General features: G+C 70.3%; 25 protein-coding genes and 1 pseudogene. 11 read left to right on the forward strand and 15 right to left on the reverse strand.

Annotated elements, in window-relative coordinates; all coding sequences use genetic code 11:
• Positions 1-44: 44 nt before the first annotated feature.
• From ACX80K_RS03560 to ACX80K_RS03580, 5 genes and pseudogenes are all read right to left on the reverse strand, one after another.
• A complete protein-coding gene (locus tag ACX80K_RS03560) occupies positions 45-785 on the reverse strand; it encodes a lipoate--protein ligase family protein (RefSeq protein ID WP_459270473.1) in 741 nt (246 codons plus the stop codon).
• A gap of 62 nt (positions 786-847) precedes the next feature.
• Positions 848-1,390, reverse strand: coding sequence for a dihydrofolate reductase family protein (locus ACX80K_RS03565; RefSeq protein ID WP_459270474.1), 543 nt, complete (start codon positions 1,388-1,390; stop codon positions 848-850).
• Between the two features lie 220 nt (positions 1,391-1,610).
• Entirely contained in the window at positions 1,611-2,642 is a 1,032-nt protein-coding gene (locus ACX80K_RS03570; RefSeq protein WP_459270475.1) for an aldo/keto reductase, read from the reverse strand.
• 110 nt (positions 2,643-2,752) lie between these two features.
• A pseudogene (locus ACX80K_RS03575) lies at positions 2,753-3,067 on the reverse strand (DUF427 domain-containing protein).
• Between the two features lie 88 nt (positions 3,068-3,155).
• Positions 3,156-3,932, reverse strand: coding sequence for a thioesterase family protein (locus ACX80K_RS03580; protein ID WP_459270476.1), 777 nt, complete (start codon positions 3,930-3,932; stop codon positions 3,156-3,158).
• Positions 3,933-4,225: 293 nt separating this feature from the next.
• On the opposite strand from ACX80K_RS03580, the gene ACX80K_RS03585 reads away from it, so the two are divergent.
• Entirely contained in the window at positions 4,226-5,779 is a 1,554-nt protein-coding gene (locus ACX80K_RS03585; RefSeq protein WP_459270477.1) for an MDR family MFS transporter, read from the forward strand.
• A gap of 10 nt (positions 5,780-5,789) precedes the next feature.
• Here the strand turns inward: ACX80K_RS03585 and ACX80K_RS03590 are convergent, their stop codons facing one another.
• Positions 5,790-6,647, reverse strand: coding sequence for a Rieske (2Fe-2S) protein (locus ACX80K_RS03590; protein WP_459270478.1), 858 nt, complete (start codon positions 6,645-6,647; stop codon positions 5,790-5,792).
• Positions 6,648-6,941: 294 nt separating this feature from the next.
• Between ACX80K_RS03590 and ACX80K_RS03595 the strand changes: the two genes are divergently transcribed.
• The 3 genes from ACX80K_RS03595 (at position 6,942) to ACX80K_RS03605 (ending at position 9,579) form a co-directional block, all read left to right on the forward strand.
• The gene (locus tag ACX80K_RS03595; protein ID WP_459270479.1) at positions 6,942-7,802 is read left to right on the forward strand and encodes a pentapeptide repeat-containing protein; all 861 of its coding nucleotides are present in this window, start codon (positions 6,942-6,944) and stop codon (positions 7,800-7,802) included.
• Positions 7,803-7,900: 98 nt separating this feature from the next.
• Positions 7,901-8,806, forward strand: a complete 906-nt coding sequence (gene ypfJ, locus ACX80K_RS03600) for a KPN_02809 family neutral zinc metallopeptidase (RefSeq protein WP_459270480.1) — start codon at positions 7,901-7,903, stop codon at positions 8,804-8,806.
• Positions 8,807-8,817: 11 nt separating this feature from the next.
• Complete coding sequence (locus ACX80K_RS03605) at positions 8,818-9,579, forward strand: glycosyltransferase family 2 protein (protein WP_459270481.1); 762 nt, start codon at positions 8,818-8,820, stop codon at positions 9,577-9,579.
• Here ACX80K_RS03605 and ACX80K_RS03610 read toward each other — a convergent pair.
• The 5 genes from ACX80K_RS03610 to ACX80K_RS03630 all read right to left on the reverse strand — a co-directional run bounded on the left by ACX80K_RS03610 (position 9,576) and on the right by ACX80K_RS03630 (position 13,182).
• On the reverse strand, positions 9,576-10,199 hold the full coding sequence (locus tag ACX80K_RS03610; RefSeq protein WP_459270482.1) for a DNA alkylation repair protein: 624 nt from the start codon (positions 10,197-10,199) through the stop codon (positions 9,576-9,578). The genes ACX80K_RS03605 and ACX80K_RS03610 overlap by 4 nt on opposite strands.
• Positions 10,199-10,939: a hypothetical protein gene (locus tag ACX80K_RS03615; RefSeq protein WP_459270483.1), complete on the reverse strand. Its 741-nt coding sequence runs from the start codon at positions 10,937-10,939 to the stop codon at positions 10,199-10,201. Before ACX80K_RS03615 ends, ACX80K_RS03610 begins: the two co-directional genes overlap by 1 nt.
• Positions 10,936-11,856 carry an ABC transporter ATP-binding protein gene (locus ACX80K_RS03620; RefSeq protein WP_459270484.1) on the reverse strand — a complete coding sequence of 307 codons (921 nt, stop codon included), beginning with the start codon at positions 11,854-11,856 and terminating at the stop codon, positions 10,936-10,938. The genes ACX80K_RS03615 and ACX80K_RS03620 overlap by 4 nt, the downstream gene beginning before the upstream one ends.
• 23 nt (positions 11,857-11,879) lie before the next feature.
• The gene (locus tag ACX80K_RS03625; RefSeq protein WP_459270485.1) at positions 11,880-12,248 is read right to left on the reverse strand and encodes a GntR family transcriptional regulator; all 369 of its coding nucleotides are present in this window, start codon (positions 12,246-12,248) and stop codon (positions 11,880-11,882) included.
• A gap of 67 nt (positions 12,249-12,315) precedes the next feature.
• The gene (locus tag ACX80K_RS03630) at positions 12,316-13,182 is read right to left on the reverse strand and encodes a CPBP family intramembrane glutamic endopeptidase (protein ID WP_459270486.1); all 867 of its coding nucleotides are present in this window, start codon (positions 13,180-13,182) and stop codon (positions 12,316-12,318) included.
• Positions 13,183-13,316: 134 nt separating this feature from the next.
• Here ACX80K_RS03630 and ACX80K_RS03635 point away from each other — a divergent pair, with 134 nt between their 5' ends.
• From ACX80K_RS03635 to ACX80K_RS03650, 4 genes are all read left to right on the forward strand, one after another.
• Positions 13,317-14,204, forward strand: coding sequence for a ribonuclease Z (locus ACX80K_RS03635; RefSeq protein WP_459270487.1), 888 nt, complete (start codon positions 13,317-13,319; stop codon positions 14,202-14,204).
• Positions 14,205-14,351: 147 nt separating this feature from the next.
• Positions 14,352-15,152, forward strand: coding sequence for an ANTAR domain-containing protein (locus tag ACX80K_RS03640; protein WP_459270488.1), 801 nt, complete (start codon positions 14,352-14,354; stop codon positions 15,150-15,152).
• A 58-nt stretch (positions 15,153-15,210) separates the two neighbouring features.
• A complete protein-coding gene (locus ACX80K_RS03645; protein ID WP_459270489.1) occupies positions 15,211-16,686 on the forward strand; it encodes an MFS transporter in 1,476 nt (491 codons plus the stop codon).
• A complete protein-coding gene (locus ACX80K_RS03650) occupies positions 16,683-17,174 on the forward strand; it encodes a GNAT family N-acetyltransferase (RefSeq protein WP_459270490.1) in 492 nt (163 codons plus the stop codon). The genes ACX80K_RS03645 and ACX80K_RS03650 overlap by 4 nt, the downstream gene beginning before the upstream one ends.
• An 89-nt stretch (positions 17,175-17,263) precedes the next feature.
• Here ACX80K_RS03650 and ACX80K_RS03655 read toward each other — a convergent pair whose 3' ends face one another.
• Positions 17,264-18,715, reverse strand: coding sequence for a DUF2252 domain-containing protein (locus ACX80K_RS03655; RefSeq protein WP_459270491.1), 1,452 nt, complete (start codon positions 18,713-18,715; stop codon positions 17,264-17,266).
• 153 nt (positions 18,716-18,868) lie between these two features.
• Here ACX80K_RS03655 and ACX80K_RS03660 point away from each other — a divergent pair, with 153 nt between their 5' ends.
• Entirely contained in the window at positions 18,869-19,501 is a 633-nt protein-coding gene (locus ACX80K_RS03660; RefSeq protein WP_459270492.1) for a hypothetical protein, read from the forward strand.
• 37 nt (positions 19,502-19,538) lie between these two features.
• Here the strand turns inward: ACX80K_RS03660 and ACX80K_RS03665 are convergent, their stop codons facing one another.
• Positions 19,539-20,834, reverse strand: coding sequence for an ion channel protein (locus ACX80K_RS03665; protein ID WP_459270493.1), 1,296 nt, complete (start codon positions 20,832-20,834; stop codon positions 19,539-19,541).
• A gap of 128 nt (positions 20,835-20,962) precedes the next feature.
• Positions 20,963-22,327 carry a hypothetical protein gene (locus ACX80K_RS03670; protein ID WP_459270494.1) on the reverse strand — a complete coding sequence of 455 codons (1,365 nt, stop codon included), beginning with the start codon at positions 22,325-22,327 and terminating at the stop codon, positions 20,963-20,965.
• 313 nt (positions 22,328-22,640) lie between these two features.
• Here ACX80K_RS03670 and ACX80K_RS03675 point away from each other — a divergent pair, with 313 nt between their 5' ends.
• Together ACX80K_RS03675 and ACX80K_RS03680 are read left to right on the forward strand one after the other, a co-directional pair.
• The gene (locus tag ACX80K_RS03675) at positions 22,641-23,117 is read left to right on the forward strand and encodes a hypothetical protein (protein WP_459270495.1); all 477 of its coding nucleotides are present in this window, start codon (positions 22,641-22,643) and stop codon (positions 23,115-23,117) included.
• A gap of 107 nt (positions 23,118-23,224) precedes the next feature.
• A complete protein-coding gene (locus ACX80K_RS03680) occupies positions 23,225-23,611 on the forward strand; it encodes an SHOCT domain-containing protein (protein ID WP_459270496.1) in 387 nt (128 codons plus the stop codon).
• Between the two features lie 120 nt (positions 23,612-23,731).
• On the opposite strand, the gene ACX80K_RS03685 is transcribed toward ACX80K_RS03680, so the two are convergent.
• Positions 23,732-24,292, reverse strand: a complete 561-nt coding sequence (locus ACX80K_RS03685; protein WP_459270497.1) for a potassium channel family protein — start codon at positions 24,290-24,292, stop codon at positions 23,732-23,734.
• Positions 24,293-24,298 lie beyond the last annotated feature (6 nt).

Here is a 24,298-nt window from a genome sequence, read left to right on the forward strand (position 1 = left end):
GGGCCTCGAACGGGACGTCGCCCCCTGCGCGCCGCTGTCGGTTCTCAGGCGGTGCGCGTGGCCGCGGGGACGTCGAGCTGCACGACGGCGGCATAGGCCGCCAGGAGCGCCGCCTCGACGGCGTCGACCGTCACCCCGGACACGAGGTCCTGCGCGGCGCCCGCCGTCGCCGGCTCCCAGGCGAGGCCGAGGGCCGCATAGACGTCGGTGAGCACCGCCCGCAGGGGTGCGGCGTCCTCGACGACGACGACGGACGAGAACAGCCACGCCCCCGCGACGACGCGCTGGGCCGTACCGACGAGCTTGACCGCGGGTACGCCGCCGCTCCGTCCGTGGACGCTGAACTCGCCGGGGCAGTACTCCCCCGGCACCTCGCCCACGTGCGCGTCGACGCCGAGGTCGGCGAGTACCTGCGCGAAGAAGTCACCGAAGGCGGCGAAGCGCGCCCGGGTGCCCGCGACGGCGTCGTCGGCCGGTTCGACGTGGTCGACGATCAGGCAGCCCCGGTGGTACGCGGCGGCGCGACCGCCCGCCCTGCGGACGAGGGGCTCGAAGCCGTGCGCGGACGCGGACGCGCTCGCCGCGGGGAAGCCGGGCAGCCGCGCGTCCCGCTGCCCGAACGCCACGGTGGGGCTCGGACGATACAGGCGCAGGGTGGCCGGCCGGCTGCCGGCGGCGACCTCCCGCAGCAGGCCGATCCCCCGCTCGAGCTCCCGGGGGGCGTCGTCCGATGCGGGGTCGACGACGAGCGCCAGCCCGGCTGCGCCCTTCCACGGAGTGCTCATCCCCCCATCGTAGGCAGTGGGCGGCCCGCCGGCCGCAGCGCTCACGCAGTCCGCCGCCGGCGTCAGGGGAGGACATCCATCCACAGGTTGGTCTCGTGCCCGTGGTGGGTCGCGGAACGCGGCCGGAGGGCGACGTTCGTGCCGCCAGGCACGTCGAGGAGCCTCGTCCCCGCGCCCAGCAGGACCGGCTCGACGAACACCAGGACCTCGTGCAGGCGTCCGAGCGCGAGGCACTGCCGCGCGATGTCGGCACCGAGGACCGCGACGTACCTGTCCCCCGCGGCCTCCTCCGCCCGGTCCAGCCCGACGGCGACGTCGCTCACGTACCGGACACCGTCCGGTCCGCCGTCGGCGGGCGGGGAATGCGTCACCACGAACTGTGGCCCGGACCAGGTGCCGCCAAAGGCTCCTTCGGCGTCGGTCCCGCTGTTGGGATCGTCCCCGGTGAAGGTGCGGTTGCCGATCAGGAGGGCGCCGATCCGCCCTGCGAGCGCGTCGGCCTCCGGGTTGGGCTGGATGAACGGGGTGAGCCAGGACATGTCGCCGCCCGGTCCGGCGATGTAGCCGTCGAGGGACATGGAGGCGGAGTAGAGGACCCTGGCCATGGTGGACGCCTTTCGCCGATGTCCGGCGCAGCGGAGCGCGGGAGGGCACCAGTGTAGGTCCGGGGCAGCCGGGCGGGTGCAGCGCCCGGGCGCCTTCCACGCACCGACCCCTTGTCCGATCAGCGCCCTACCGGACCAGCGGCCTACCGCATCAGCGGCTTACCGGATCTGCGGGCTACCGGCGCAACCGGGACCGGATCGGTCGTGTCCGGACCGGCGGCTACCGTCCGCCGCCGATGTGGCGGCTGCGCTGCTCGACGCCCGGGATCCCGTAGGGGTAGTCGCTGAAGGTCGGCGTGCTGACCTCGCCGAGGCGGCCCAGTTCCTCGCTCGTCAGCTCGAGATCCGCGGACGCGAGGTTGTCGGCCAGCTGTTCCTGCGTGCGCGCCCCGAGGATCACCGACGTCACGGCGGGTTGCGCCGCCACCCAGGCCAGCGCCACGTGCGAGGCACTGATGCCGCGCTCACCGGCGATGCCCGTCACCGTGTCGATGATGCGCCAGGTCCTGTTCTGCGCGTTGCGCTTCTCCCAGGCCTCCATGCCGCGCTGCGGGTTCTCCCCCAGGCGGGTGGCGCCGGTCGGTTCGGTGTCACGGGTGTACTTGCCGGTCAGCCAGCCGCCGCCCAGCGGGGACCAGGGCAGCATGCCCATCCCGGCGTCGAGCACGGCCGGGACGATCTCCGCCTCGATCTCCCGCACGAGCAGCGAGTACTGCGGCTGCAGGGTGACGGGCAGCGAGTAGCCCCGCTGGCGGGCGATCTGGTACGCCTTCGTGAGCTGCCAGCCCGTGTAGTTGGAGAACCCGTAGTAGCCGATCCTGCCCTGCACCACGGCCTCGTCCAGGAAGCCGAGGGTTTCCTCGAGCGGTGTCACAGGATCCCATGAGTGGACCTGGTACAGGTCGATGTGGTCGACGCCGAGACGCGTCAGGGAGGCGTCGAGGGCGCGGCGGAGGTGGCGGCGGGAGAGTCCGAGGTCGTTGACGTCGTCGCCCATCGGGAACCGGCCCTTGGAGGCCAGGACCATGCGGTCCCGTTCCGCCGGGTTCTTCGCGAGCCACCGGCCGATGATCTCCTCCGAGGTGCCGGCGGTGTAGACGTCCGCGGTGTCGATCAGGTTGCCGCCCGCTGCTGCGTAGTCGGAGAGGATCGCGTGGGACGCCGCCTCGTCCGATTCCGCGCCGAAGGTCATCGTGCCGAGGGCCAGGTGGGACACCGAGGTGCCGCTGTTGCCGAGTTTGCGGTACTCCATGGGTTCTCCTTCGTCTTGCGCCCGGAGGCGCCGTCGTCGGGTGGGGTCGTGCTCGTACCGGCGGCACGAGAAGGGGCGCCGTCGACGGACGGCGCCCCTTGGTGCAGCGATCAGTCGCTGACCGTGACGCCCTTCCAGAAAGCGTAGTGACCGCGGATGGTCTCCGCCGCTTCTTTCGGGTCCGGGTAGGTCCAGGCGGCGTCCGCGTTCCGCTCGCCGTCGATCGCCAGGCTGTAGTAGCCGGCCGTGCCCTTCTAGGAGCAGACGGTCTGCTTGTCGGAGGGGACGAAGTACTCCTGCGCGATCGACTCCGGCGGGAAGTAGTGGTTCCCTTCGACCAGGACGGTGTCCGTCGACTCCGCGACGACCGTTCCCTTCCACACTGCTTTGGGCATGCTTCCTCCTCCTCGGTCCCACGGGCGCATGGGTGCGGTGACCGTTCCTGTTGGCGACGGCGGTCACAGGGGTGCAACGGCCGGGCGCGGCGGAGCATTCCGGCACGGACCGACGGCGTCAGAGTTTCCGGACGGTCAGGATCTGCTCCACGCGGCCGAAGGGTCCGTCGAGGTCGTGCACCACGCTCGAGGTGAGGCCCACCCCGTGCTCCCCGAAGGTCACGCGGGTGTCGAGGCCCAGCCATTCGCCGCGCGGCATGCGGTGGAGGTGGATCTGGAGGTCGACGTTGGGGTACATCCAGCTGTCGCCGCCGGGCGCCACGCGGGTCGCGATGCCGTTGGCGGCATCCATCATGCCGACCAGGCGCACGACGTCGGGGGCCGGCTCGCCGTCGACCATCGCGTGCGGATTCCGCATCCACACCTGCCCCCGCCCCGGGCGGTGTCCGGGGACGACGCGCACCTCGAGGGCCCTGATGAAGCCGCCCGGCCACGCCGTCATGCCCTCGTGCGGTCCGGCGTCCTCCGGTCCGGGGATCCGCGGGTCCTCGACGGCCGCCACGGCCGTGGTGTCCTGGGTGCCGAGCCGCCACGCCTTCGCGACGATCGCCGTCCGGCCGCCGGCCTCCATGCGGGCCTCCAGCAGTTCGATGGTCCGTCCGGGCCGCACGACGGCGGTCCTCACCTCGAACTCGCCGCCCGGGATCATGCCGAAGATGTCGAAACTGAGGCGGCCGAGCTGCATGCCCTCACGAGGCTCGCAGGCGAGCAGGCACTGCGTGAGGAGTCCGGAGATGGGAGCCATGTGCTGCTCCTCCGGGTTCCAGGCCCCCTGCGCGTGGATCGTCGACTCGAATCTCCCGCCGCCGAGGTCGCGGTAGAAAGAATCAGGCACGGGGAACTCCTTCGTCGGGGAAAGCGGGGCTGCGCCGGAGACTGCACCCGGTCACCAGGATCCGGGGCGGCGCACCCGCCCCATGCTAACGGAGCACCTCCGCCCCGGCTGCCCGCCGCGGACCCGTCCCGGTGGCGGTGCGCCGGGAGCCGGAATAGACTTCCGGCGGCCGGGGTTCTGATGATTGACCGGACCAACATCTCCCGTGGCCCGGCCGGGTCCCTCCAGTCGGCCCGGCACCCAGAAGAGCTCCCTCCCGTGGAGCGGCACCAGATCGAACCGAGCGGATCACCATGGCCCAGAGTCCCCCGTCCCGCGTCTCCGACGCGCTTCCCAGCCCGGACGCCGTCGCGCTGCCCGGCACGGCAGTGTCCCCGGACGCCGTCTCCCCCGTCCCCTCGCGCCCCTCCGCAGGCGTCTCCGGCGCACTCCCGGCCCGCGACAGGCTCGTCATCACGCTCCTGCTCATCTCGGCGTTCGTGGTCATCCTCAACGAGACCATCATGGGCGTGGCGATCCCGCGGCTCGTCGAGGACCTCGGCATCACCGTGGGTGCGGGCCAGTGGCTGAGCACCGCGTTCATGCTGACCATGGCCGTCGTGATCCCCGTGACCGGCTTCCTGCTCCAGCGCTTCAACACCCGGCCGGTGTTCATGGCCGCCATGAGCCTGTTCAGTCTCGGCACGCTCATCGCCGCGCTGGCGCCCGGCTTCGAGGTCCTCGTGGTCGGGCGGGTGGTCCAGGCCAGCGGCACCGCGATCATGATGCCCCTGCTCATGACCACGGTCATGACCCTCGTACCGCCCGCCTCGCGCGGCAAGATCATGGGCAACATCTCGATCGTCATCTCGGTGGCGCCCGCCCTCGGCCCCACCATCTCGGGTGCCATCCTCAGCGTGCTCGACTGGCGCTGGATGTTCTGGCTCGTCCTGCCCATCTCCCTCGCGGCCCTCGCCGTCGGGTCGGCGAAGATGCAGAACGTCACGACGCCGCGGAAGTCGGCGATCGACGTCGCCTCCGTCATCCTCTCCGCCCTCGCCTTCGGCGGCATCATCTACGGCCTCAGCCAGCTGGGTGAGGCCTCCACCGGCAGCGCCGTGCCCGCGTGGCTGCCGCTCGCCGTCGGCGTGGTCGGCCTCGGGCTCTTCGTGGCCCGCCAGCTCGTGCTGCAGCGCCGCGACGCCGCGCTGCTCGACCTCCGGGTGTTCACCTCGCGGAACTTCAGCATCTCCATCGTGGCGATCGCGGTGAGCATGATGGCGCTCTTCGGCACCATCATCCTGATCCCCATCTATGTCCAGACCGTGCTCGGGATGGACCCGCTGGTCTCGGGTCTGCTGCTCCTGCCCGGCGGCCTCGTCATGGGGCTCCTCGGTCCCGTCGTCGGCCGGATCTACGATCGGCGCGGCCCCCGCGTGCTCCTGGTCCCGGGCGCATTCCTCGTGAGCGCGGTGTTCTGGTCCATGACGCAGGTGACCGAGACGACTCCCGTCGGCCTGGTCCTCGTGGCGCATGTGCTCCTCAGCGTGGGCCTCGCCCTGATGTTCACGCCCCTGCTGACGTCCGCGCTCGGATCGGTCAAGCCGCACCTGTACTCCCACGGCAGCGCCGTCTTCGGGACCGCACAGCAACTGGCCGGAGCCGCCGGCACCGCACTGTTCATCTCGGTGATGACCATCCGGAGCACGTCCCTGCTCGGGGAGGGCGTGGCGCAGGATGCCGCGCTCGCCGGCGGTATCCGGGCGGCGTTCCTGTACGGCGCGGTGATCTTCCTGCTCGCCGTCGTCGCCTCCTTCTTCGTCCGTGCGCCGCAGGAGGCCGGGGACTCCCCGGCCCCCGTGCACTAGGAGCCGGAGGTCAGGACGCCGGCTGGCGGAGCTCGATGAAGCCGTCGGCGGTGACCCGGGTCTCGTAGACGGGCTGCGGCACGGCCGCGGGACCGCGGTGGTTCCTGCCGTCGTCGAGCCTGAACATGCTCTGGTGCCACGGGCAGGTGATGCACCCGTCCTCGATGGTGCCCTCCGCCAGGGGACCGCCGAGGTGGTTGCAGACGCTGTCCATCGCGGTCAGCCTCCCCTCGTGCCGCAGCAGGAGGATGGGCACGCCGTTCGCCTCGACCGTGTGGCGTCCGCCCTCGACGACGTCGGAGTCGCTCGCCACGCGCGTCCAGTCCGTCGGGGCCTCGTGCCAGGCGGTGCGGTTCACGTTCACTCCGTTCGCATACGCCAGGTGGCCGCCGAGGAACGCGCTGAACAGCATGGAGCCGAGGCCGCCCAGGCCGAGGACGACGCCGAGGGCGCGCCGGTCCTTCGCGCGCGCGACGGCGGAGGCGGTGTACAGCAGGACGGCGAGCGAATTCCCGGCCGCGTGGACGATGCCCACGCGGCGCTCCTTCTCCTGCGTGTCCGACCAGTCGTGCAGTCCCGTGACGGCCGTGGGGACGGCGGAGAGGATGCCGACCGTCACGAGGAGGTCTGCCGCCTTCCGCGAGTCCCTGCCTCCGGCGAGATCCAGGAACGAGGCCATGCTCCAGGCCCCGGACGGGACGACGATCAGCATCGGGTGCAGATGGTGGCCGATGGCGGTCCCGCTCAGCAGGTTCCGGATGGCCCGGGGATTCACGGCCTTCGCGACGACCGCCGCGACCGGGTCGGCGATCCTGTCCAGCGCCTTGGCCTGCTCGAGTCCGTCCAGCATCGCGTGCACGAGGTTCATCCGTTGCTCCTTCAGGTCCGGGACGGCGTCGCGCCGGTCCAGCGGGTGGCCGCGGTGCCGCCCGAACCTACCGTCGCAGCAGGCATCGCGCCTGACAACCAGACGCGACGCTGCCGCGATCCGCTTGGCGGGGGCGGGGATCGGTGCGAGAATCCCGGAACAGCGGGCGCGGGAGGGCCCGTCAGGGCGCTGAGCTGACCCGGCAGCACCGCGCCGGCGCGAATCCACCGCCTCCCTGTCCTTGTCCCGCCCCGCCGTCCCGCCCCCGCAAACCCGCCCCCGGAAGGAGCGCCCGTGCCCGCCGTCCCGCTGCACCTCTCCGGCCATCCGGACCTCGCGCTGTCCGCCGATTGCGGGAGCTGCTTCGCCCTCTGCTGCTCCGCGCTGGGCTTCGAGCGGTCGGCGGACTTCGGGCACGACAAGCCGGCCGGCCGGGCATGCCACAATCTCGCGGCCGACTTCTCCTGCACCATCCACTCCCGGCTGCGGGGCGAGGGCTACAAGGGCTGCACGGTGTTCGACTGCTTCGGTGCCGGACAGCACGTCGCCCAGGGCCTCTTCGGCGGGCGGAGCTGGACGGCGCACCCGGAGGTGCGGGCATCGATGTTCGCGGTGTTCCCGGTCGTCCGGCAGCTGCACGAGGTGCTGTGGTACCTCGACGAGGCACGGCAGCTCGGTCGGTCCTCGCCCGCCGTCCCGCGGGGCGCAGCCGCCGCCGTCGCCTCGCTGGTCACGGAGACGGCGGGCCTGGCACGGCTGGAACCTGCGCAGCTCGCCGCCATCGACCTCGCGGAGCTGCGCAGGCGGGTGGGCGAGGCACTGAAGGACGTGAGCGCCGCCGTCAGGACGGCCGCCGGCGGCAGGGGCGTGCCCCGGCGGTTCGTACCGGGCGCGGACCTCCTCGGCGCCGACCTGGCCGGGCAGGCGCTGCAGGGCGCGAACCTCCGTGGCTCCTACCTCATCGCCGCCGACCTCTCGGGCGCCGATCTCCGGTGGGTGGACCTGCTGGGCGCGGACCTGCGGGACGCCCGGCTGCACGGCGCCGACCTCTCGCGCGCACTGTTCCTCACCCCGATGCAGGTCGCGGCCGCCACGGGCGACCACCGGACACGCCTCCCCGGACGCATCGACCCGCCCGCGCACTGGCGGGCCTGACCGCTTCCAGGCTCCCGGGGCCGACGGTGCCGGGAGACACGTCCGCGGACCACCCGCCGGGTTGCCGGGGAAACCCTAAGTCGGCTTATGGTTGGGGCATGAGCTTCAACGACAACGCCCGGTTCGATCCGTCCCGCGTGAGCGACCGGCGTGGACGTGGCCGGGGCGCCGCCGTGGGCGGCGGAGTGGGCGGCGGCCTCCTCCTGATCCTCTCGCTGATCTTCGGACCAGGAGTCGTGGACCAGCTGGGGCTCACCGAAGGCAACGCCGTGCCGCAGGAACAGGGCAGCGATGCGGAGCCCGCGATCAATGCGTGCCTCACCGGCGTCCAGGCCAACGAGCAGCTCGACTGCCGCATCCTCGGCACCGCGGAGAGCCTCGACAGTTTCTGGGGCCCCTACCTCGACCAGTTCGGCGTGCGCTACACCCAGCCCGGGGTCGTCCTGTTCACCGGGCAGACCGATACCGGCTGCGGCACGGCCACGAGCGCCGTCGGCCCCTTCTACTGCCCCACCGACGAGCAGACCTACTACGACACCGCGTTCTTCGACGAGCTCGTCACCCAGTTCGGCTCGTCCAGCGGACCGCTGGCGCAGGAGTACGTCGTGGCCCACGAGTTCGGGCACCACATCCAGAACCTGATCGGTACGCTCGGGGCCGCGCAGCAGGACCCGCAGGGCCCGGAGTCCGGTGGAGTGCGCGTCGAGCTGCAGGCCGATTGCTTCGCCGGGATGTGGGCGGCGCACGCGATCTCGGTCCCCGACCCTGAATCCGGCGAGCCGTTCCTCCGCTCCTTCTCCGACACCGACCTCGGAGACGCCCTGTCCGCGGCCTCCTCCGTGGGTGACGACCGCATCCAGGAGTCGATGAGCGGCCTCGTCGACCCCGAGGGCTGGACCCACGGATCGAGCTCCCAGCGCCAGGCCTGGTTCTCGCAGGGCTACGAGACGGGCGACCTCGAATCCTGCGACACCTTCGCCGCGCGCGACCTCGACACCCCCTGAAGGACCTTCCCGTGACCGATCGGCTCGCCGTCGTCGTACCCGTCTTCAACGAACAGGACATCGCCCTCACGCTCGGGGCGCTCCACCGTCAGCTGGACAGGGCGGACCTGCACGTGTACGTGGTGGACAACGCGTCCACCGACGACACCGTGCAGCGGGTCCGGCGCTTCGCCGTCGCGCACCCGTCCCTCGGGATCACGGTCGTCACCGAGCTGCAGAAAGGCACCGGCGCCGCGTGCGACACCGGCTTCCGCCGGGCGATCGCGGACGGCTTCACGCTGATCGCGCGGACCGACGGCGACAGCGAACCCGAGGAGGACTGGAGCCGCCGCATCTCCGGACTGTTCGCCTCCCGGCCCGACGTGGCCCTGATCGGCGGGACGAGCGTCCCGCTGAGGGACAGGTACTACCGCCCGGGCGACGGCCTGCTCATGCCGGGCGCCCTCCGGCTCCTGCGCGTCCTCATCGCGGCGAAGCACCTCGATGCCGCGTACCTCCGCTTCGTCGCGGGTCACAACATGGCCGTGCGGGCGTCCGCGTACCTCGAGACCGGCGGGTTCGAGCGCACCTCGATCGACGAGCGCGACGAGGACATCGATTTCTCCGCCCGGGTGGCCCACCGGCTCGGCCTCACGGCGGTGCTCATCGACCCCCGGCTCCGCGTGGCCACCTCCATGCGACGCGTGCGGCGCTACGGGCTCAGCCTGATGGGCCTGCACCACCTCGTGCCGGCACTGCGTGGACGGCTCGTCCGCACCATCGACGTCCGTTAGCCCGCGCCGCTCGACCGGACCAGGATGACGGCCTCCTCGACCTCGGCCACGCGCCCCTGCCGGGCGCCCGAGACGAGGCGGACGGTCCTGCGGAACGCGGCGTCGTCGCCCTCTCCCGATCTGAACGCCGGCAGGTGTGCGAGGACCGCGGCGCGGCGCAGCCATGCGTCGTCCGCCGCCGCCCACCGGTCCAGGACCGCCTGCGCGCGGACGGCGTCCGATCCCGGCAGGCTGAGGATGAGGGGCCCGACGACGTCCACCGCGAGCGGGTCGACGAGTTCGGGCATGTGCGCCGATCGGAGGAAGCCCTCGATCCGGGTGAGGTCGGAGGACCGCAGGAGGCGGACGGAGGACTGCAGGAGCACGACGGCGGCGAGCCGGCGCTCGAACACGGGGCGGGACCACAGGTCGGAGGCGAGGGCGGTGACGCCGTCGTGCCCGAGGCCCGGGTAGCGGCGCCCGGCATTGCGGATGGTGCCGCGCACCGCGCCGACGGACGCGCCGTAGTACTCGAGGTGCGCACCGTACCGCTGCTCGAACTCCTCGGCCCGCTCCCACGAGCTCTCGTACTGGAGCGCCTCGTCGATGAAGCCGGCAGGGCCGCCTGCATCCTCGAGCATCAGGCGGGCATCCTGCGCAGCGTGAGGTAGGAGCCGACGGCGAGCAGTGCGGACACGAGGATGGCCCAGAGGGTCAGTCCCAGCGAGCCGGTGTCGAGGATCCACTGCCGCACCTCCGGCCAGGCCTGCTGCCACGTCACGAACGCGGTGAGGCCCACGATCACGAGACCGATGCCGATCAGGACGATGGTGAGCACCGCCGTGCCGTACCGCTTGTAGATCGTGGCCGACCAGAAGCCGAGGATGAAGAACAGCATGGTGAGGACGAAGTACGTGAGGCCGGCGGCGAGCGGTCCCCCCTCCCACACCCATGCCAGGTAGGCGAAGTAGCCGTTCATCCCGTAGCCCCCTGTGGACTGCTCGATCAGCCCGAGGAACGTGAACAGCAGGGACATGCCGAGCCCGCTGACCGCGGCGGCTGCGAGGGAGCCGAGGTAGAACTCCCTGCGTGTCAGGCTCAGCGCCTGGGAGAAGGGGAAGGTGAGAGTCATGGCCTGGATCCCGACCACGAGGAAGTACCACAGCGGCGCCTGCGATCCTCCTCCGGTCTTCACCCCGCTGACCCCTGCGCTCTGGAGCATCCAGTAGATGAGCATCGTGAGGACCCAGGCTCCGGCCAGGACGAGGGCAGGCACCCAGAGGAACGTCTGTGTGTTGACGAACTGCAGGCGCACCACGTTGCGCGTGCGGTCGCGCACTGCGGCAGGACGCGTGACACCGCCGGACTCGAGGGTGGTCATCGGAGGGTTCCTTCCTGTGATGCCGGGGCGAACGCGTCACGGCCGGGGGTTCTCTGCTGGGTGAGGCGGACGATGAGCTGCTGCAGGGAGACGGGCGCCAGGTCCAGTCCGTCCGCGGCGAACGCGGCGCGCTCACCGTCGTCGAGCCGACCCAGGAAGGTCACTGAGCTCACGCGGCCGAGGCTGTCCCGGTGGATGACCTCGCGGCCGCGGAGAGCCCTCTCGACAATGGCGGCGTCGCCGACCACGTTCGTGGCCTGGGCGCGGGCGTCCTCCGTGGACTCGTCCATGATGATGCGCCCGCCGTCGATGACGAGCACGCGCTCGATGAGGTTGGATACCTCTTCGATGAGATGGCTGGACAGGAGCACCGTCCGCGGATGCTCCGCGTAGTCGGTCAGCAGCCGGTCGTAGAAGGTCTGGCGTGCGACGGCGTCGAGACCGAGATACGGCTCGTCGAAGAAGGTGATCTCCGCGCGGGAGGCGAGGCCGATGATGACGCCGACGGCCGAGAGCTGTCCGCGGGAGAGCTTCTTGATGGTGCGCTTCAGCGGCAGCTGGAACTCCTCGACGAGGTCGTCGGCGAGATCCTGGTCCCACCGCGGGAAGAACAGCCGAGCGGACGCGAGGGCATGGCGCGGTGTCGCGTCGTCGGGGTACTTCTGGCTCTCGCGCACGAAGCACAGGCGGCTGAGCACGCCGGCGTTCTCGTAGGGGTCCTCGCCGAAGACGCGGACCTGCCCGCTCGTGGGCAGGTTCTGCGCGGTGAGGATGGACATGGCGGTGGTCTTCCCGGCACCGTTGCGGCCCAGGAAGCCGTAGATGGCGTCCCGCTGGATGTCGAAGCCGACGTCGTCGAGAGCGAGGACGTCCTTGTAGCGTTTCGTGAGGTGACGGACCTCGATGACAGAGTCCATGGTGTCCTTCGATTCGACTGACGTTACGGAGTCGCCGGTTCGGCACCGGCACGGATGAGGTTCGCGACGTCGTCGGGCCCGAGCCCGAGCCTGCGTGCCTCGATGAGGAGCGGCTGCACGTAGCGGAGCGCGAACTCGCGGCGCCGCTCCGCCAGGAGCAGATCCCGGGCGCCGGCCGCGACGAACATGCCGATCCCCCGGCGCTTGTAGAGCACGCCCTTTTCGACGAGCATGTTCACCCCCTTCGCCGCGGTGGCCGGGTTGATGCGGTGGAAGGCGGCGAGCTCGTTGGTGGACGGTGCCTGCGCCTCCTCGGCGAGGGAGCCGTCCACGATGGAGTCCTCGACCTGCTCGGCGATCTGCACGAACAGGGGTTTCCCTTCCTCGATCACCGTGACCTCCGCCCCTGCTGGTTAGTTACTTAAGTAGTGAACCCCCTTGGTAGGGCTGCGTCAAGCGTCAGTAGAGGAAGATGTCGAGCCACTCCCGGTTGTGCGCATGGACCAGGACGAGGAACAGCACGAAGTCGAACAGGAGATGCACGCAGATGATGTAGGAGAGCGATCGGGTCCGGGTGAAGATGAACGCCTGCAGGAGCGCGAACGGGAAGATGAACAGCGGCGCCCAGGCGTGGAACCCCAGCTCCCACAGGAAGGACGTGAAGAGCACGGCCTGCAGGACGTTGGCCTGTGCCATGGGCAGGTGCCGGCGCAGCAGGGCGAAGACGGTGCAGATGAAGAAGAGCTCGTCCCAGATGCCGAGCCCGTTGGTACCGATGAACAGGCGGGTGATCGTGGCCGGTTCCGACGCCGCCGGCCAGTTCGTGTAGACACCCGTGCCGAGCATGTACACCGGGAGCAGGGCGTACCCGATCACGACGACGACGGGCAGGTACCACTTCTCGGCACGCGTCCACGGCATGCCCGTGCGCACGGGGAACGTGATGGCGTGATCGCGGTAGGCGAAGCGGGAGACGGCGTAGGGCACGCCCACGGCGAGGATCATCGCGGTGCCCATGACCGCCATGTGCTCCGGACTGATGTCGGTGGTGATGGGGACGACGCTCATCACCGAGAGACCGAAGGCGACGAGCAGCAGGTCGCGGAAGAGGGCCCTGTTCATCACCGCCGCCGCTCCGAGCGCCACCACGAGGAGCGCATAGCCGACGAGCGGCTGGTGCAGCACGAACAGGACGGGGCCCGCGAGGGACACCAGGCCAGCCGGGACCAGTGCCGGTGACGGCAGGCTCCAGGCGCCCTGCTTCCAGGCCGCCTGCCGCGTCGCCTCCGTCCGCCCGGGGGCCGGGGGCCGTCCTCGCTGTGCCAACCGATCACGCTCCTGATCCCGGGGTGACCCCACTGCCCCTGCCCCGCCGGTGCGGGCGCTCCCCATTCTTTCGCCTGGCGTGCGGCCGGTCCACTGCCGCCGACCTCCGGGATGCACGGTGCAAGACTGGGGCCATGCGTGAGCTCGTCATCCTCGGTACGGCATCGCAGGTACCCACCCGTACCCGCAACCACAACGGCTATTTCCTCCGCTGGGAACGCGAGGGCATCCTGTTCGACCCCGGCGAGGGCACGCAGCGGCAGATGCTCCTGGCGGGCGTCCCGGCGTCGAGGATCACGCGCATCTGCCTGACGCACGTCCACGGGGACCACTGCTTCGGCCTTCCCGGCGTGTTGTCCCGCATGGTGCTCGACGGCGCCGCGCACCCGGTGCACCTCCACTTCCCGGCGTCGGGCGCCGACGTGGTGCGCGCCCTGGTCGGCCTCGCCACGCCCGGACTGGACCTGCGCCTGCACCCCCAGGGCGAAGCCGGTGCGATCGCGCCCGGGATCGAGGTGGAGCCGCTCCGCCACCGCATCGAGGCGTACGGCTACCGCGTCACCGAACCGGACGGGCGGGCCTTCCTGTCCGAGCGGCTCGCTGCCGCGGGCATCTCCGGACCCGACGTCGGCCGGCTGCAGCGCGAGGGTTCCCTCGGAGGCGTCCGCCTCGAGGACGTCAGCGCGCACCGGCCAGGCCGCCGCTTCGCGTTCGTCATGGACACCGCCGTCTGCGACGGCGCCTCCGCGCTCGCGGACGGCGCCGACCTCCTGGTCGCGGAATCCACCTTCAGCGACGGCGACGAAGCCCTCGCCAGGCAGTACCTGCACCTCACGGCGGGGCAGGCCGGCGCGATCGCCGGAGCCGGCGGAGTGGGGACACTCGTGCTGACGCACTTCTCGTCCCGGTACGACGACGTGGAGGTGCTCGCCTCGCAGGCGCGGCGCACAGCCGGTCCTGCGGACGTCGTCGCCGCGTACGACCTGGACCGCATCCCGTTCCCGCGGCGCGGGGTGCACTGATCGCTCCTCCTCGCGGCACCGCGCACGTGATCCGGTGACCGCGTACGATGGGGACCGTCGTTTAGTAGTGAGCGGTGCATTCTTCCAGACCGCCGCGTTCCGGTGCAGTGTCGCCCGGTGAAGCACGATCTCCTCTCTAGGAGCACGATGAACGACCGTTCCCCCTCTGTCGCACCCGAGAACTCCCTCCACGCCTCCTCCGTCGCCGGGCTCGAGGACCCGGTGCCCGGTTCGCCTGCACACACCGCGATCTTCCTCCAGAACCTGGTGCTGGACAGCAAGGACGTCAACCAGTTCCTGGTCGATCTGGCCCATGTGGCCGCCCGGCACCTGTCCACACCGGAGCACGAGGTCTTCTGCGGCGTCACCCTCCTGCGCCCCCGGCATGCCGAGACCCTCGCGAGCAGCAGTCCCACCGCCCTGGAACTCGACCAGGTCCAGTACGCGTTCGGCGACGGGCCCTGCCTGACGGCCGCCCGCACCCGCCGGCTCGTCCAGGTCCGCGACACACGCGCGGACGGGCGCTGGCCGGAGTACTTCGCCGCCGTGGCGGACCACGGGATGATGTCGATCCTGGGCGTACCCATCCCCCTCGAGGGAGAAGCCGACTGCGGGTTGAACCTGTACTCCGGCACCGTCGACGGCTTCGGGCCCGAAGCCGTCCGGGCCGCGGAGGTCTTCGCGCGTGAAGCATCGAGGTCGCTGCGCCTGGCGGTGCGGATCGCCCACCTCTCGGACAAGGCGGAACACCTCACGTCGGCGCTGGAGTCGAGGACCACCATCGACCTCGCCGCGGGCATCGTCATGGGGCAGAACAAGTGCAGCCAGTCGGTGGCGGTCACCATCCTGAAGTCGGCGGCGAGCCGCCGCCAGGTCAAGCTCCGCGACCTCGCGGCGGAACTGGTGTCGACGGTCACGGACGAAGTGCCGGTCACGCACTTCGACTAGCCCGCCGACGCGCCGGGAGTCCTTCCGGCGGATCGGGGTTCTCACTACACTGATCCGCATGACCGGGCAGGAACCGCCCCCGCCTCCGACCGCTGCGGCCCGCCACGGCGGCGCTGGTCTCCCCGACACTTCCCCCGGCGCCGCCGTCGGGGTCGATGACGACCGTGAGACGGGGATCGACAGGTCGGCCCGCGGTCCGAAGGAGCGGTCGCGGACCTTCGCCGGGATCCTCGTCAACACCGCCCTCGCGAACATCACCACCAGCTACCTCTGGTTCGCCCTGACGTTCTGGGTGTACCTCGAGACGCGCAACGTCATCGCCACGGGTGTGGTGGGCGGTGCGTACATGCTCCTGATCGCCCTCTCCAGCATCAGCTTCGGCACCTTCGTGGACCGCTTCCGCAAGCTGGCCGTGATGCGCTTCGCCGCCGGCTTCACGCTGGTGATGTTCCTGCTGTCCGGCGCGATGTTCCTGGTGACGCCCACCGCATGGCTCCTGGACCTGACGCAGCCGTGGTTCTGGGTGTTCACGCTGGTCATCCTGATCGGCGCGGTCGTGGAGAACATGCGCAACATCGCGCTGTCCACCACGGTCACCATCCTGATCGAGCCGGACCGGCGGGCCAACGCGAACGGACTCGTGGGCATGGTGCAGGGCCTTATGTTCATCGTCACCTCGGTGCTCTCCGGGCTCTCGATCGGCCTGCTGGGCATGGGCTGGACCATCGCCGTCGCCATCGTCCTGACCGCCCTGACCGCTCTCCACCTGCTGACGCTGCGCATGCCCGAGGAGGTCCGTGTCGCCACGAGCGACGCCCACGGCGGCTTCGACCTGCGCGGGTCCTTCGCCGCCGTGATGGCCATCCCCGGCCTCTTCGCGCTGATCCTGTTCTCGACGTTCAACAACTTCGTGGGAGGCGTCTACATGGCGCTCATGGACCCCTACGGCCTGGAGCTGTTCTCCGTGGAGATGTGGGGCACGCTGTTCGCCGTCGGTGCCACGGGGTTCATCGTGGGCGGGGCGCTGATCGGCAAGTTCGGGCTCGGGTCCAATCCGCTGCGCACCATGCTCCTCGCCGTCATCGCGATGGGCGTGCTCGGCGCCGTGTTCACCCTTCGGGAATGGGGATGGCTGTACATCGCGGGGATCTGGGCGTACCTGGTGCTGATCCCCTTCATCGAGGCAGCCGAGCAGACGGTCATCCAGCAGACGGTGCCGCTCGAGCGGCAGGGCCGCGTGTTCGGGTTCGCCATGGCCTTCGAGTCCGCGGCAGCCCCGGTCACCGCGTTCATGATCGCGCCGATCGCCCAGTTCTGGATCATCCCGTACGCACGCTCGGCCGAGGGCGCGGCCCGGCTGGCCCCGCTGCTGGGCGAGGGCACGTCGCGCGGGATCGCCCTGGTGTTCCTGGTCGCCGGGATCATCATGATCCTGGCCGCCGTCGCGGCGTTCTTCACGCCCGTCTACCGCCAGGTGTCAGCGTCGTACGCCCGTGCGGCCGCGGGCTCGGAGGGCTCGGAGCAGGAGGGATGAGCGCTCCCCCACCGCCGGGAGGGGGAGCCCCGCGGGTGAGGACGGCGGCGCAGGACGACGCCGGCACGGTCGGCGGACTCCTGTACGCCTTCAACACGGAGTTCGACGCCCCGACGCCGACCGCGCAGCTGCTCGGCGAGCGCTTTCGCCGGCTCCTCGCCCTGGACGACGTGCTCGTGGTCCTCGCCGAGGACGACGGCGGGCCGACCGGGTTCGCCTTCCTCACGCTGCGTCCCACGCCCTACTACGAAGGACCCCTTGCGCAGCTGGAGGAGCTGTACGTGCGACCGGGTCGGCGCGACCAGGGGATCGGCACGGCGCTGCTCGCCGGGTCGATCGAGCGCGTGCGTTCCCGCGGCGCCGGGGAGATGCACATCGATGTGGACGAGGTCGACGTCGACACCCGACGGTTCTACGAGCGTCACGGGTTCCTCAACATCGAGCCGGGCGCCGACTACCGGATGCTCTGCTACATCCGGGAGTTCTGACCCGAGGCCCACTGGGGGGATGCATGGCCGCACCGGTCCGTGACCTGTCCGAGGGTCCGGCAGATGCGGGCTGACATGGTTCAGGCAGGTCAGACGCCGAACTCGGCCGGGATGCGGCCGGCCAGGACCGCCTGGCGGAGGTGCTCGTAGTCCTGCTCCGTCTGATCCGCGTAAGCCCTGGCCCAGGCCGTGACCGCCTCGTCGAACCTGTCGCTCCTGCCCAGATAGCCCGCGATGAAGGCACTTCCCGGGCTCTGGGAATGCGCCCGGGCGAGCATCGAGCCGCACAGGGCCCCGTAGTCCACCGATTCGCCGACGTCGAGTTCGGCGAGGCGGAAGGACCCCTTCATGTCCCGGAACTGGCGGATGTAGAAGTCCCGCGATCGTCCGTCGGGTCCTTCGACGCCACTGATCCAGCCCAGGAAGGGATCGGAATGGGCCTGCAGGATCCGGTGCGCACCCACGACCCGACTGCCTTCCCCGTGCGTCACCAGCAGATCGGTGATCGGCCCGGCCGGCTGCGCCAGCCCTCCGTGCGTTTCCAGCACCGACTTCTCCGCCTCCTTGGCCTGCATGAAGAGCGGCTCCCCCGCGGGCCCTTCGAACATGAGGATCCAGCAGCGCGTCCCCACACTGCCGACCCCGACGATCCGGAGGGCGTAGTCCACCAGCCTGTACTGGCTGAGTAGGAGCGCCGTATCGGCACGCAGCGTGCTGCGATACCGTGCTGCCAGGTGTTCGATCAGGGGGAGGTCCATGTCATCGGGATGCCGCATGATGGGTGGCTGATCGATGATCCGCGGTTCACCGTCGGTCGTCCGGGAGGACAGCCTGGTCAGCGCCTGCTCGGACGTCCGCCGTCGAGCCTTGGTGCTCTCCTCCCTGATGTGCCGGCCGGCCATCGCCTTGGTCGTGCGGAGCAGCTCCGCGTCCACGTGGAAGTAGTAGCGATCGGCCGCAGTGCCCCGATACAGCTTCCGGAGGGCTGTGCGGTAGCCGCGCAGGCAGGCCTGCGTCGCTCTCCGGCACTCGTCCTCGGTGTGCGAACCGTTGCGCCCGTTCAACCAGACGCTCGCGGCCAGACGCTTGATGTCCCATTCCCAGGGCGCCGGATACGCTTCGTCGAAGTCGTTGAGATCGAAGACCAGCCGTCGCTCCGGGCTGGCGAAGAGACCGAAGTTCGCCAGGTGCGCGTCGCCACAGGCCATCACGATCTGTCCGGTGACCTTCGCCCGGCCCAGGTCCTGCGCCATGACGGCCGCGGCCCCGCGGTAGAAGGCGAACGGGGACTCCAGCATCCGTCCTATGCGCACGGGCGCCAGCTCGGGCAGGCGGGTCCGCTGCTGGTGCTCGAGGAGGTCGACGACGTCCCGCCGGGAGGGCGTGTAGTCGGCCTGCTCGCGTCGTGGCATCGCCCGTCGGGCGTCCCGTCCCGCTGCGCGGGCGCGGACCACGGAGTCGCTGTGCCGTGACCCGACCCGCTTCGACGGCTCTGCCGGCCTCTGATCGCCCTGCGGCCCCGCCGGACTGTCGACATGCATCCCCGAATGATCCCACAGTCCTTCGAGCTCGGGAATGGACCGTGCCACTGCACTCGGCGTGCACCGTGTGGTCGACACCGAGCGACGGGCAGGGCTCGCTGCCGCCGGGTCGATCCACACCCCGCCCCTGCGACGTCAACTCATCCTTCGGGGATGAGGACAGCATTCCGGTGGTCGGCGAGGATGAACCCCGTCCGGGACATCCGCAAGACCTTCCCCAAGGGGCCCGCCGTGGCAGTGCCGTCAGACGAACCGGAGGCGACCGCGAGGAAGCCCTCCCGGCCGACTGCCGTCGTGGCCGTGGGCATGAGCATCGCGGTCTGGTGGCCGTCCTTCACCCTGGGCGCGTGGGGGGTCCTGTTCTTCGAACAGATCCTGAGCGTATGGGCTGCCGCGACGGCTGCCCTCCTCGTCGTCCTGATCCGCCGCCAGGACGACCCGCACCGGCTCGGTAAGGCCGCTGCCCTGTCCGTCCCGTCGCTGTGGCTCGTGCTCGCGATCTTCTTCAGGGGCGACAGGGAGTTCCTGGGGCCGCTGGTCGACACCCTCGGCGGGACCGTCGCGATTCTCGGGCTACCCGCCACGATCTGGGTCCTGGCCCGCATCGTCTGGCCCGAATTCGGGGGGGATCTACCCCTGAAGTGGCGCATCATCGTCGTCGCCGCGGTGATGGCCATCGCCGCCACCTGCTTCGTGCTCGGCCGGAACCACGCCGCCTTCCTCACCTGTGAGGACTTCACCATCAGCGGCAACTCGGAGCCGCCGGGCTGCACCCCTCGGCCCTGACGGCCTGCGCCGGCTGGGCCACCACCGTGGGATGTCTCTACGCCGGCCCGGCCGGTGAGTCCTTGACCCCCGCAACCGCTTCCCGATGGATCAGCATCTCGGGCGCCCGGGACACCAGAAGCCAGGCCGGCAGGATGGCCACGCAGAGAACGGGCAGCACCCCGGCGTCACCGACGACGACGACGGCGATGAACAGCGCGATCCAGCCGTCGCGTGCGACGGGCAGCACGACGCCGAGGATCCCGCAGGCCAGCGCCAGACCGAGCGGGATCGCCGGAAAGACGGCACAGGCCGCCAGTCCCGCAGCCGTACCGATGAAGACCGCCGGGAAGATGCGGCCACCCCGGAAACCGGCGGCCGCAGCCACGACGAGGGCCGCGAGCTTGACCGCGATGATGAGCATCAGCTCCACGGCGGAGTAGTCGCCTTGATTGCGGATCAACTCGCCCATCTGGCTCGCGCCCTTGAAGAGGGTCACAGGCCCACCGAGGACACCGAGGACACCGAGGACGGCACCGCCCAGCGCGATGTAGATCGCAGGGTTCTTCAGGCCGTGGAAGAACCGGTGCGCGTGCGGGAACGCGTACACGGCGCCGAGACCGATGAACGTGGCGACGACGGTGACGAGGATGCCCGCCAGCAGGTCACCCGCACCCGGGGTGCCGAGTTGCGGCAACCCCGTCTCCGGCAGCTGGGGGCCATCGAGCCATCGCATCGTGATCGTCCCCGCGCCCGCCGCCACCAGGGGGAGGAAGAGCCGGTCCCAGAGAGCCCCTCCACCCTTGAATCCGGCGACGACACCGGTGAAGACGAGAGCGGCTGCCACGGGCGTCCCGAAGAGCGCACCGATCGTTCCCGCTGCCGTGACCATGACGACGAGCTCCGTAGGGATGTCCGGCCACAGCCGACCGAGAAGAGCCACGAGGACGGCCGTATTGAACGCGATGATGGGGATCTCGGGGCCGAGGCTGACGCCGCCTGCCAGACCGATCACCGTGACCAACAGCAGACTCGGCACGGCGAACAGCCGAAGCGGCGGTGCTATGAGTTCGGTCGTCGCCGAGTCGGACCCGCCGTGGCCCGGCGCGAACTGCACGATCAGGCCGATCACGACGCCCGTCAGCGTGAGGATGCCGAAGATCCACCACCCGGATGCAGGATCCACGTTCCAGGCGTCCGGCAGGGTTCCCCACAGCAGGTGCTCGATGGCGTGCGCGAGCTCCTCGACGGCGAACAACCCTACGGCGGAGACGGCCCCGACGATCATCGCGGGGATGCACAGGGTGAGGTGGGTCCGGAGAGGAGGTGCCTCATGAGCGGTGTCAGTGGCCACGGCGTCCGACCTCCCGACGCACGGTGATCCGGCCGAGCCCATGCTCAGCCGACGGCGGAGAAGGCCGATGTCCGCCGCCGGGGACCGGGGGCTCTGCTCGATCCGCTCCCGATTCGCTCCGGTTCATCTCAGGAGAACTCCTGTCCCCGTACCCGGGGGGCTGCGGCGAGGACGGGCTCCGAGGGAGGTCGGGTGACTGCCGGTCGGCACGCGAGCTCGACGAGGAGTATCAGCAGCACGACGACGACAAGCGTCCAGGCGGCCACGGCCGCTGTCGGGTCCGGCCAGAAAATGAGGAGGAGCAGTGCAAGGGCGACGACCGTGCCTTCGATCACGCGCCGATACCCCGCCAGCGAGCGCTGCCACGGTCGGTGGCTCCCTGTGGCGCCTCGGCCGGCCACGGCATCCCCGGCGCGTGCCAGACCGCGGCGGAGCTGCCGGGCTGTTCGTGATGGGCCGAGAAGGAAGGCGACGAGGGCTATCAGGAGCCCGACGACGAGGACGAGTCGCAGGCTGGTCCTCAGCGGTGAGATCAGCGTGTCGAGAAGACTTTCGGCCGCCGCCGGTGAGAGCACGTCGGGCGGGACGACGGAGAGGTAGACGCCCCGACCGACGCCCAGCGCGAGGGCGAGCAAGGCCATCGCCGCGACGGATGCAAGGCCGATCGCACCGGCGAGGCGCCGTCGTCGTCCACGGGGTGCGACCGCGATGGCTCCGACGGCGCTCAGGACCGTCAGCCCGACGAGGAAGGGCGCGGCACGGTCCAGCGTGTCGAGGGCCTGAGCGGCCCTGGCCAGTTCAGGCGATCGGAAGAGCGTGATGCGGGCGTCCGTGTCGGGGATCCTCGCCGCGATGCCGACTCCCTGCTGGAGGAGCCTGTCCTTGACCTCGCTGACGATCTCCCGCGAGGAGATGGTGACGGCACCGCTCCCGTCGATCGCGACGCGTCCATCGGTTCCACCCTCGGCCAGATTCACCAGGGCCTGGTGGGCCGTCCGGTTCGCCCGGATCCACAGGTCCTCGAACCGGGGACTCTCGACGAACCGCGTCACCGCCGTGTCGACGAGGGACTCGAACTGTTCGGCGATCGCCGGTGCGAGCCCCGTGATGACGGGAGCCACCCGGGGCGTGTCCCGGGTGAGCTCGGTCAGGGCGTCCCGGGTGGTTCCCTCGATGTCCGCAGCCCGGGTGATCTGTTCGGTGACCTGGGCGGCGATCTCGCGTTGGACTGCGGGTTCCACCGCCAGAGGGGCGACGGTCGCCACGTACCGGTCGGTGTCCAGCAGCTCAGCGCGGAGATACATCGCGGGTACGGCGACGAGTGCCGACACCGCGGTGAGGACGACGAGGACGACGGCGGCGGCCCATCGCCAGGCCCGTGTGGCAGATCCCTCCGGGTGCACGGTCGCGGTCTGCCGGGCCGCGTCCCGTTCCCTCTCGAGCTCGGCGACCTGATCCCTGAGGCGGGTCAGTTCCTCGCTCTCGGCAGTCAAGACGTCTCCGTCCACCTGACCGCCCGACCCGGTACGCCCGCGCTGGACGGGGGGAACGTCCGATCGCCCCGCTCCGATCTCCATGGAATGCTCCCTCCGGTCACGGAACTGCAGCCCTCGAATACTCCTCGAATACTCCCCGCACGGTGGCTGTCCGGCCTCACCCGCTCAGGATGATCTGTCGACTTCCCCTGCGTCGGACCTCGTTCTCATCCGGAAGGGGTGAGGCCGCCGTGCCACCCCGGAGCAACAATGGCTGCAGCAGCCGTGGGACGGGCAGCGGAACGGTCGTCAACCTACGAGGGAGCCTCCCGTGTCAACATTCCACAACCTTCTGGCCGGACCCTTCGCGACGGGGGTGATGATCCTGGTGCTGACGGGCTGCGGTTCCGGTGCGGCGACCGAGACGCCGTCCAGCACCAGCAGCTCGACCAGCAGTTCGAGCAGTGCACCGGGAGAAGCGGGCGCCGCGCGTCTCTGCGACGCCGCGACGGCGTTCGACGGTGCAGTCACCGATTTCAAGGCCACGCTCACGCCGGAGGTCACTATCGAGCAACTCCGCTCGGCACGCGACGAGGTCGTCAAGACCTACAACGACATGGACAGGGCTGCGGTGGAGGTCGCCGAGGACCGGATGACCGCCGTCGCCGCGGCTGAACGCAAGCTCGAGAAGGCCGTCGACGACGTCCGAGACCAGGCCACGGTACCCGAAGCAGTCGAATCCCTGCGGACCGAAGCGTCGGACCTCCAGACCGCGGTCACCGACCTCGCGAAGGAGGTCGAGTGCTGAGACCCAGATGATCCGGGACACGACTACTCGACCGAGAGCCGGCCTCCCCCACTTGCGACCGCGTTCACGCAGAACACCGCCGCACCACTGCGAGCATGGGAAATAACATGAACTTCTTCGAAAACTTCTGGGACGTCGTCTGGTGGCTCTTCTGCTTGTACGCGTTCGTGGGCTATCTCTACGCCCTCTTCGCCGTAATGGGCGACGTCTTCCGTGACCGGGAGCTCAGCGGGTGGCTGAAAGCGATCTGGCTCGTCGCCCTCGTTTTCGTACCGTTCCTGACGGTACTCATCTACCTGGTCGTCCGGGGCAACGGCATGACGGAGCGGTCCCTGGACAGCGCCCGCCAGCGGCAGGAAGCGAACGAGGCCTACATCCGGAGCATCGTCTCCCCGAGCCCCAGCGACGAGATCACGAAGGCGAAGGGCCTCCTCGACTCGGGAACGATCACCCCGAGCGAATTCGACGCGATCAAGTCGAAAGTATCCGTCTGACCTCGACCGGCCAGGGGCCTCCCGCCACCGCGGGGGCCCCTGGACCGTGTCCGGGCGAGCCCCCGACAGTGGCGCCTCCCCCACCGCCCCACAGGCGGCGTTCGCCCGGCGCGCGGACGCTCAGGCCTCCCCGCGGGGCTGCCGGGCGGCGAAGAGGAACACCTTCGCGATCAGCGCCAGGACCCCGAGGCCCGCGATCATCTGGACCGTCACGACGGCACGGGCCAGGTCGCTCTTCGGCGTGATATCGCCGAATCCGACCGTCGTGAGAACCGTACTCGTGAAATACAGGCCGTCCATCCTGCTGAGCGGTTCGCTGAACGACGCGGGATCGGCCGTCGACAGAGCCGTATAGAGCACCGAGAAGAGGCAGAGGAACAACACGACGGTCTGCACCACGGCTTCCACCGCACGGACCACGGGTGCATGGGCGCCGGCCACCAGGCGGACCTGCAGGGTCATGGCCACAAGGAACACCACGGCGACGACGACGAGCCGCAGCCATGCGGCCACAGGATTGTCCTCGTTGAAGCCTCCAACCGGCATCACTGCATACAGCAGGAGCGTCAGGCCCACCACTGACCCCGTGCGGGCAACCGCGGCCAGGAGCAACCGACGCCGGGTGCTGCGGTCGAGGTGGACGAACAGCACCGGGCGCTTCAGGTCCCGCCGCCGGATCATGAGCCA

Source organism: Arthrobacter sorbitolis, assembly GCF_054510995.1.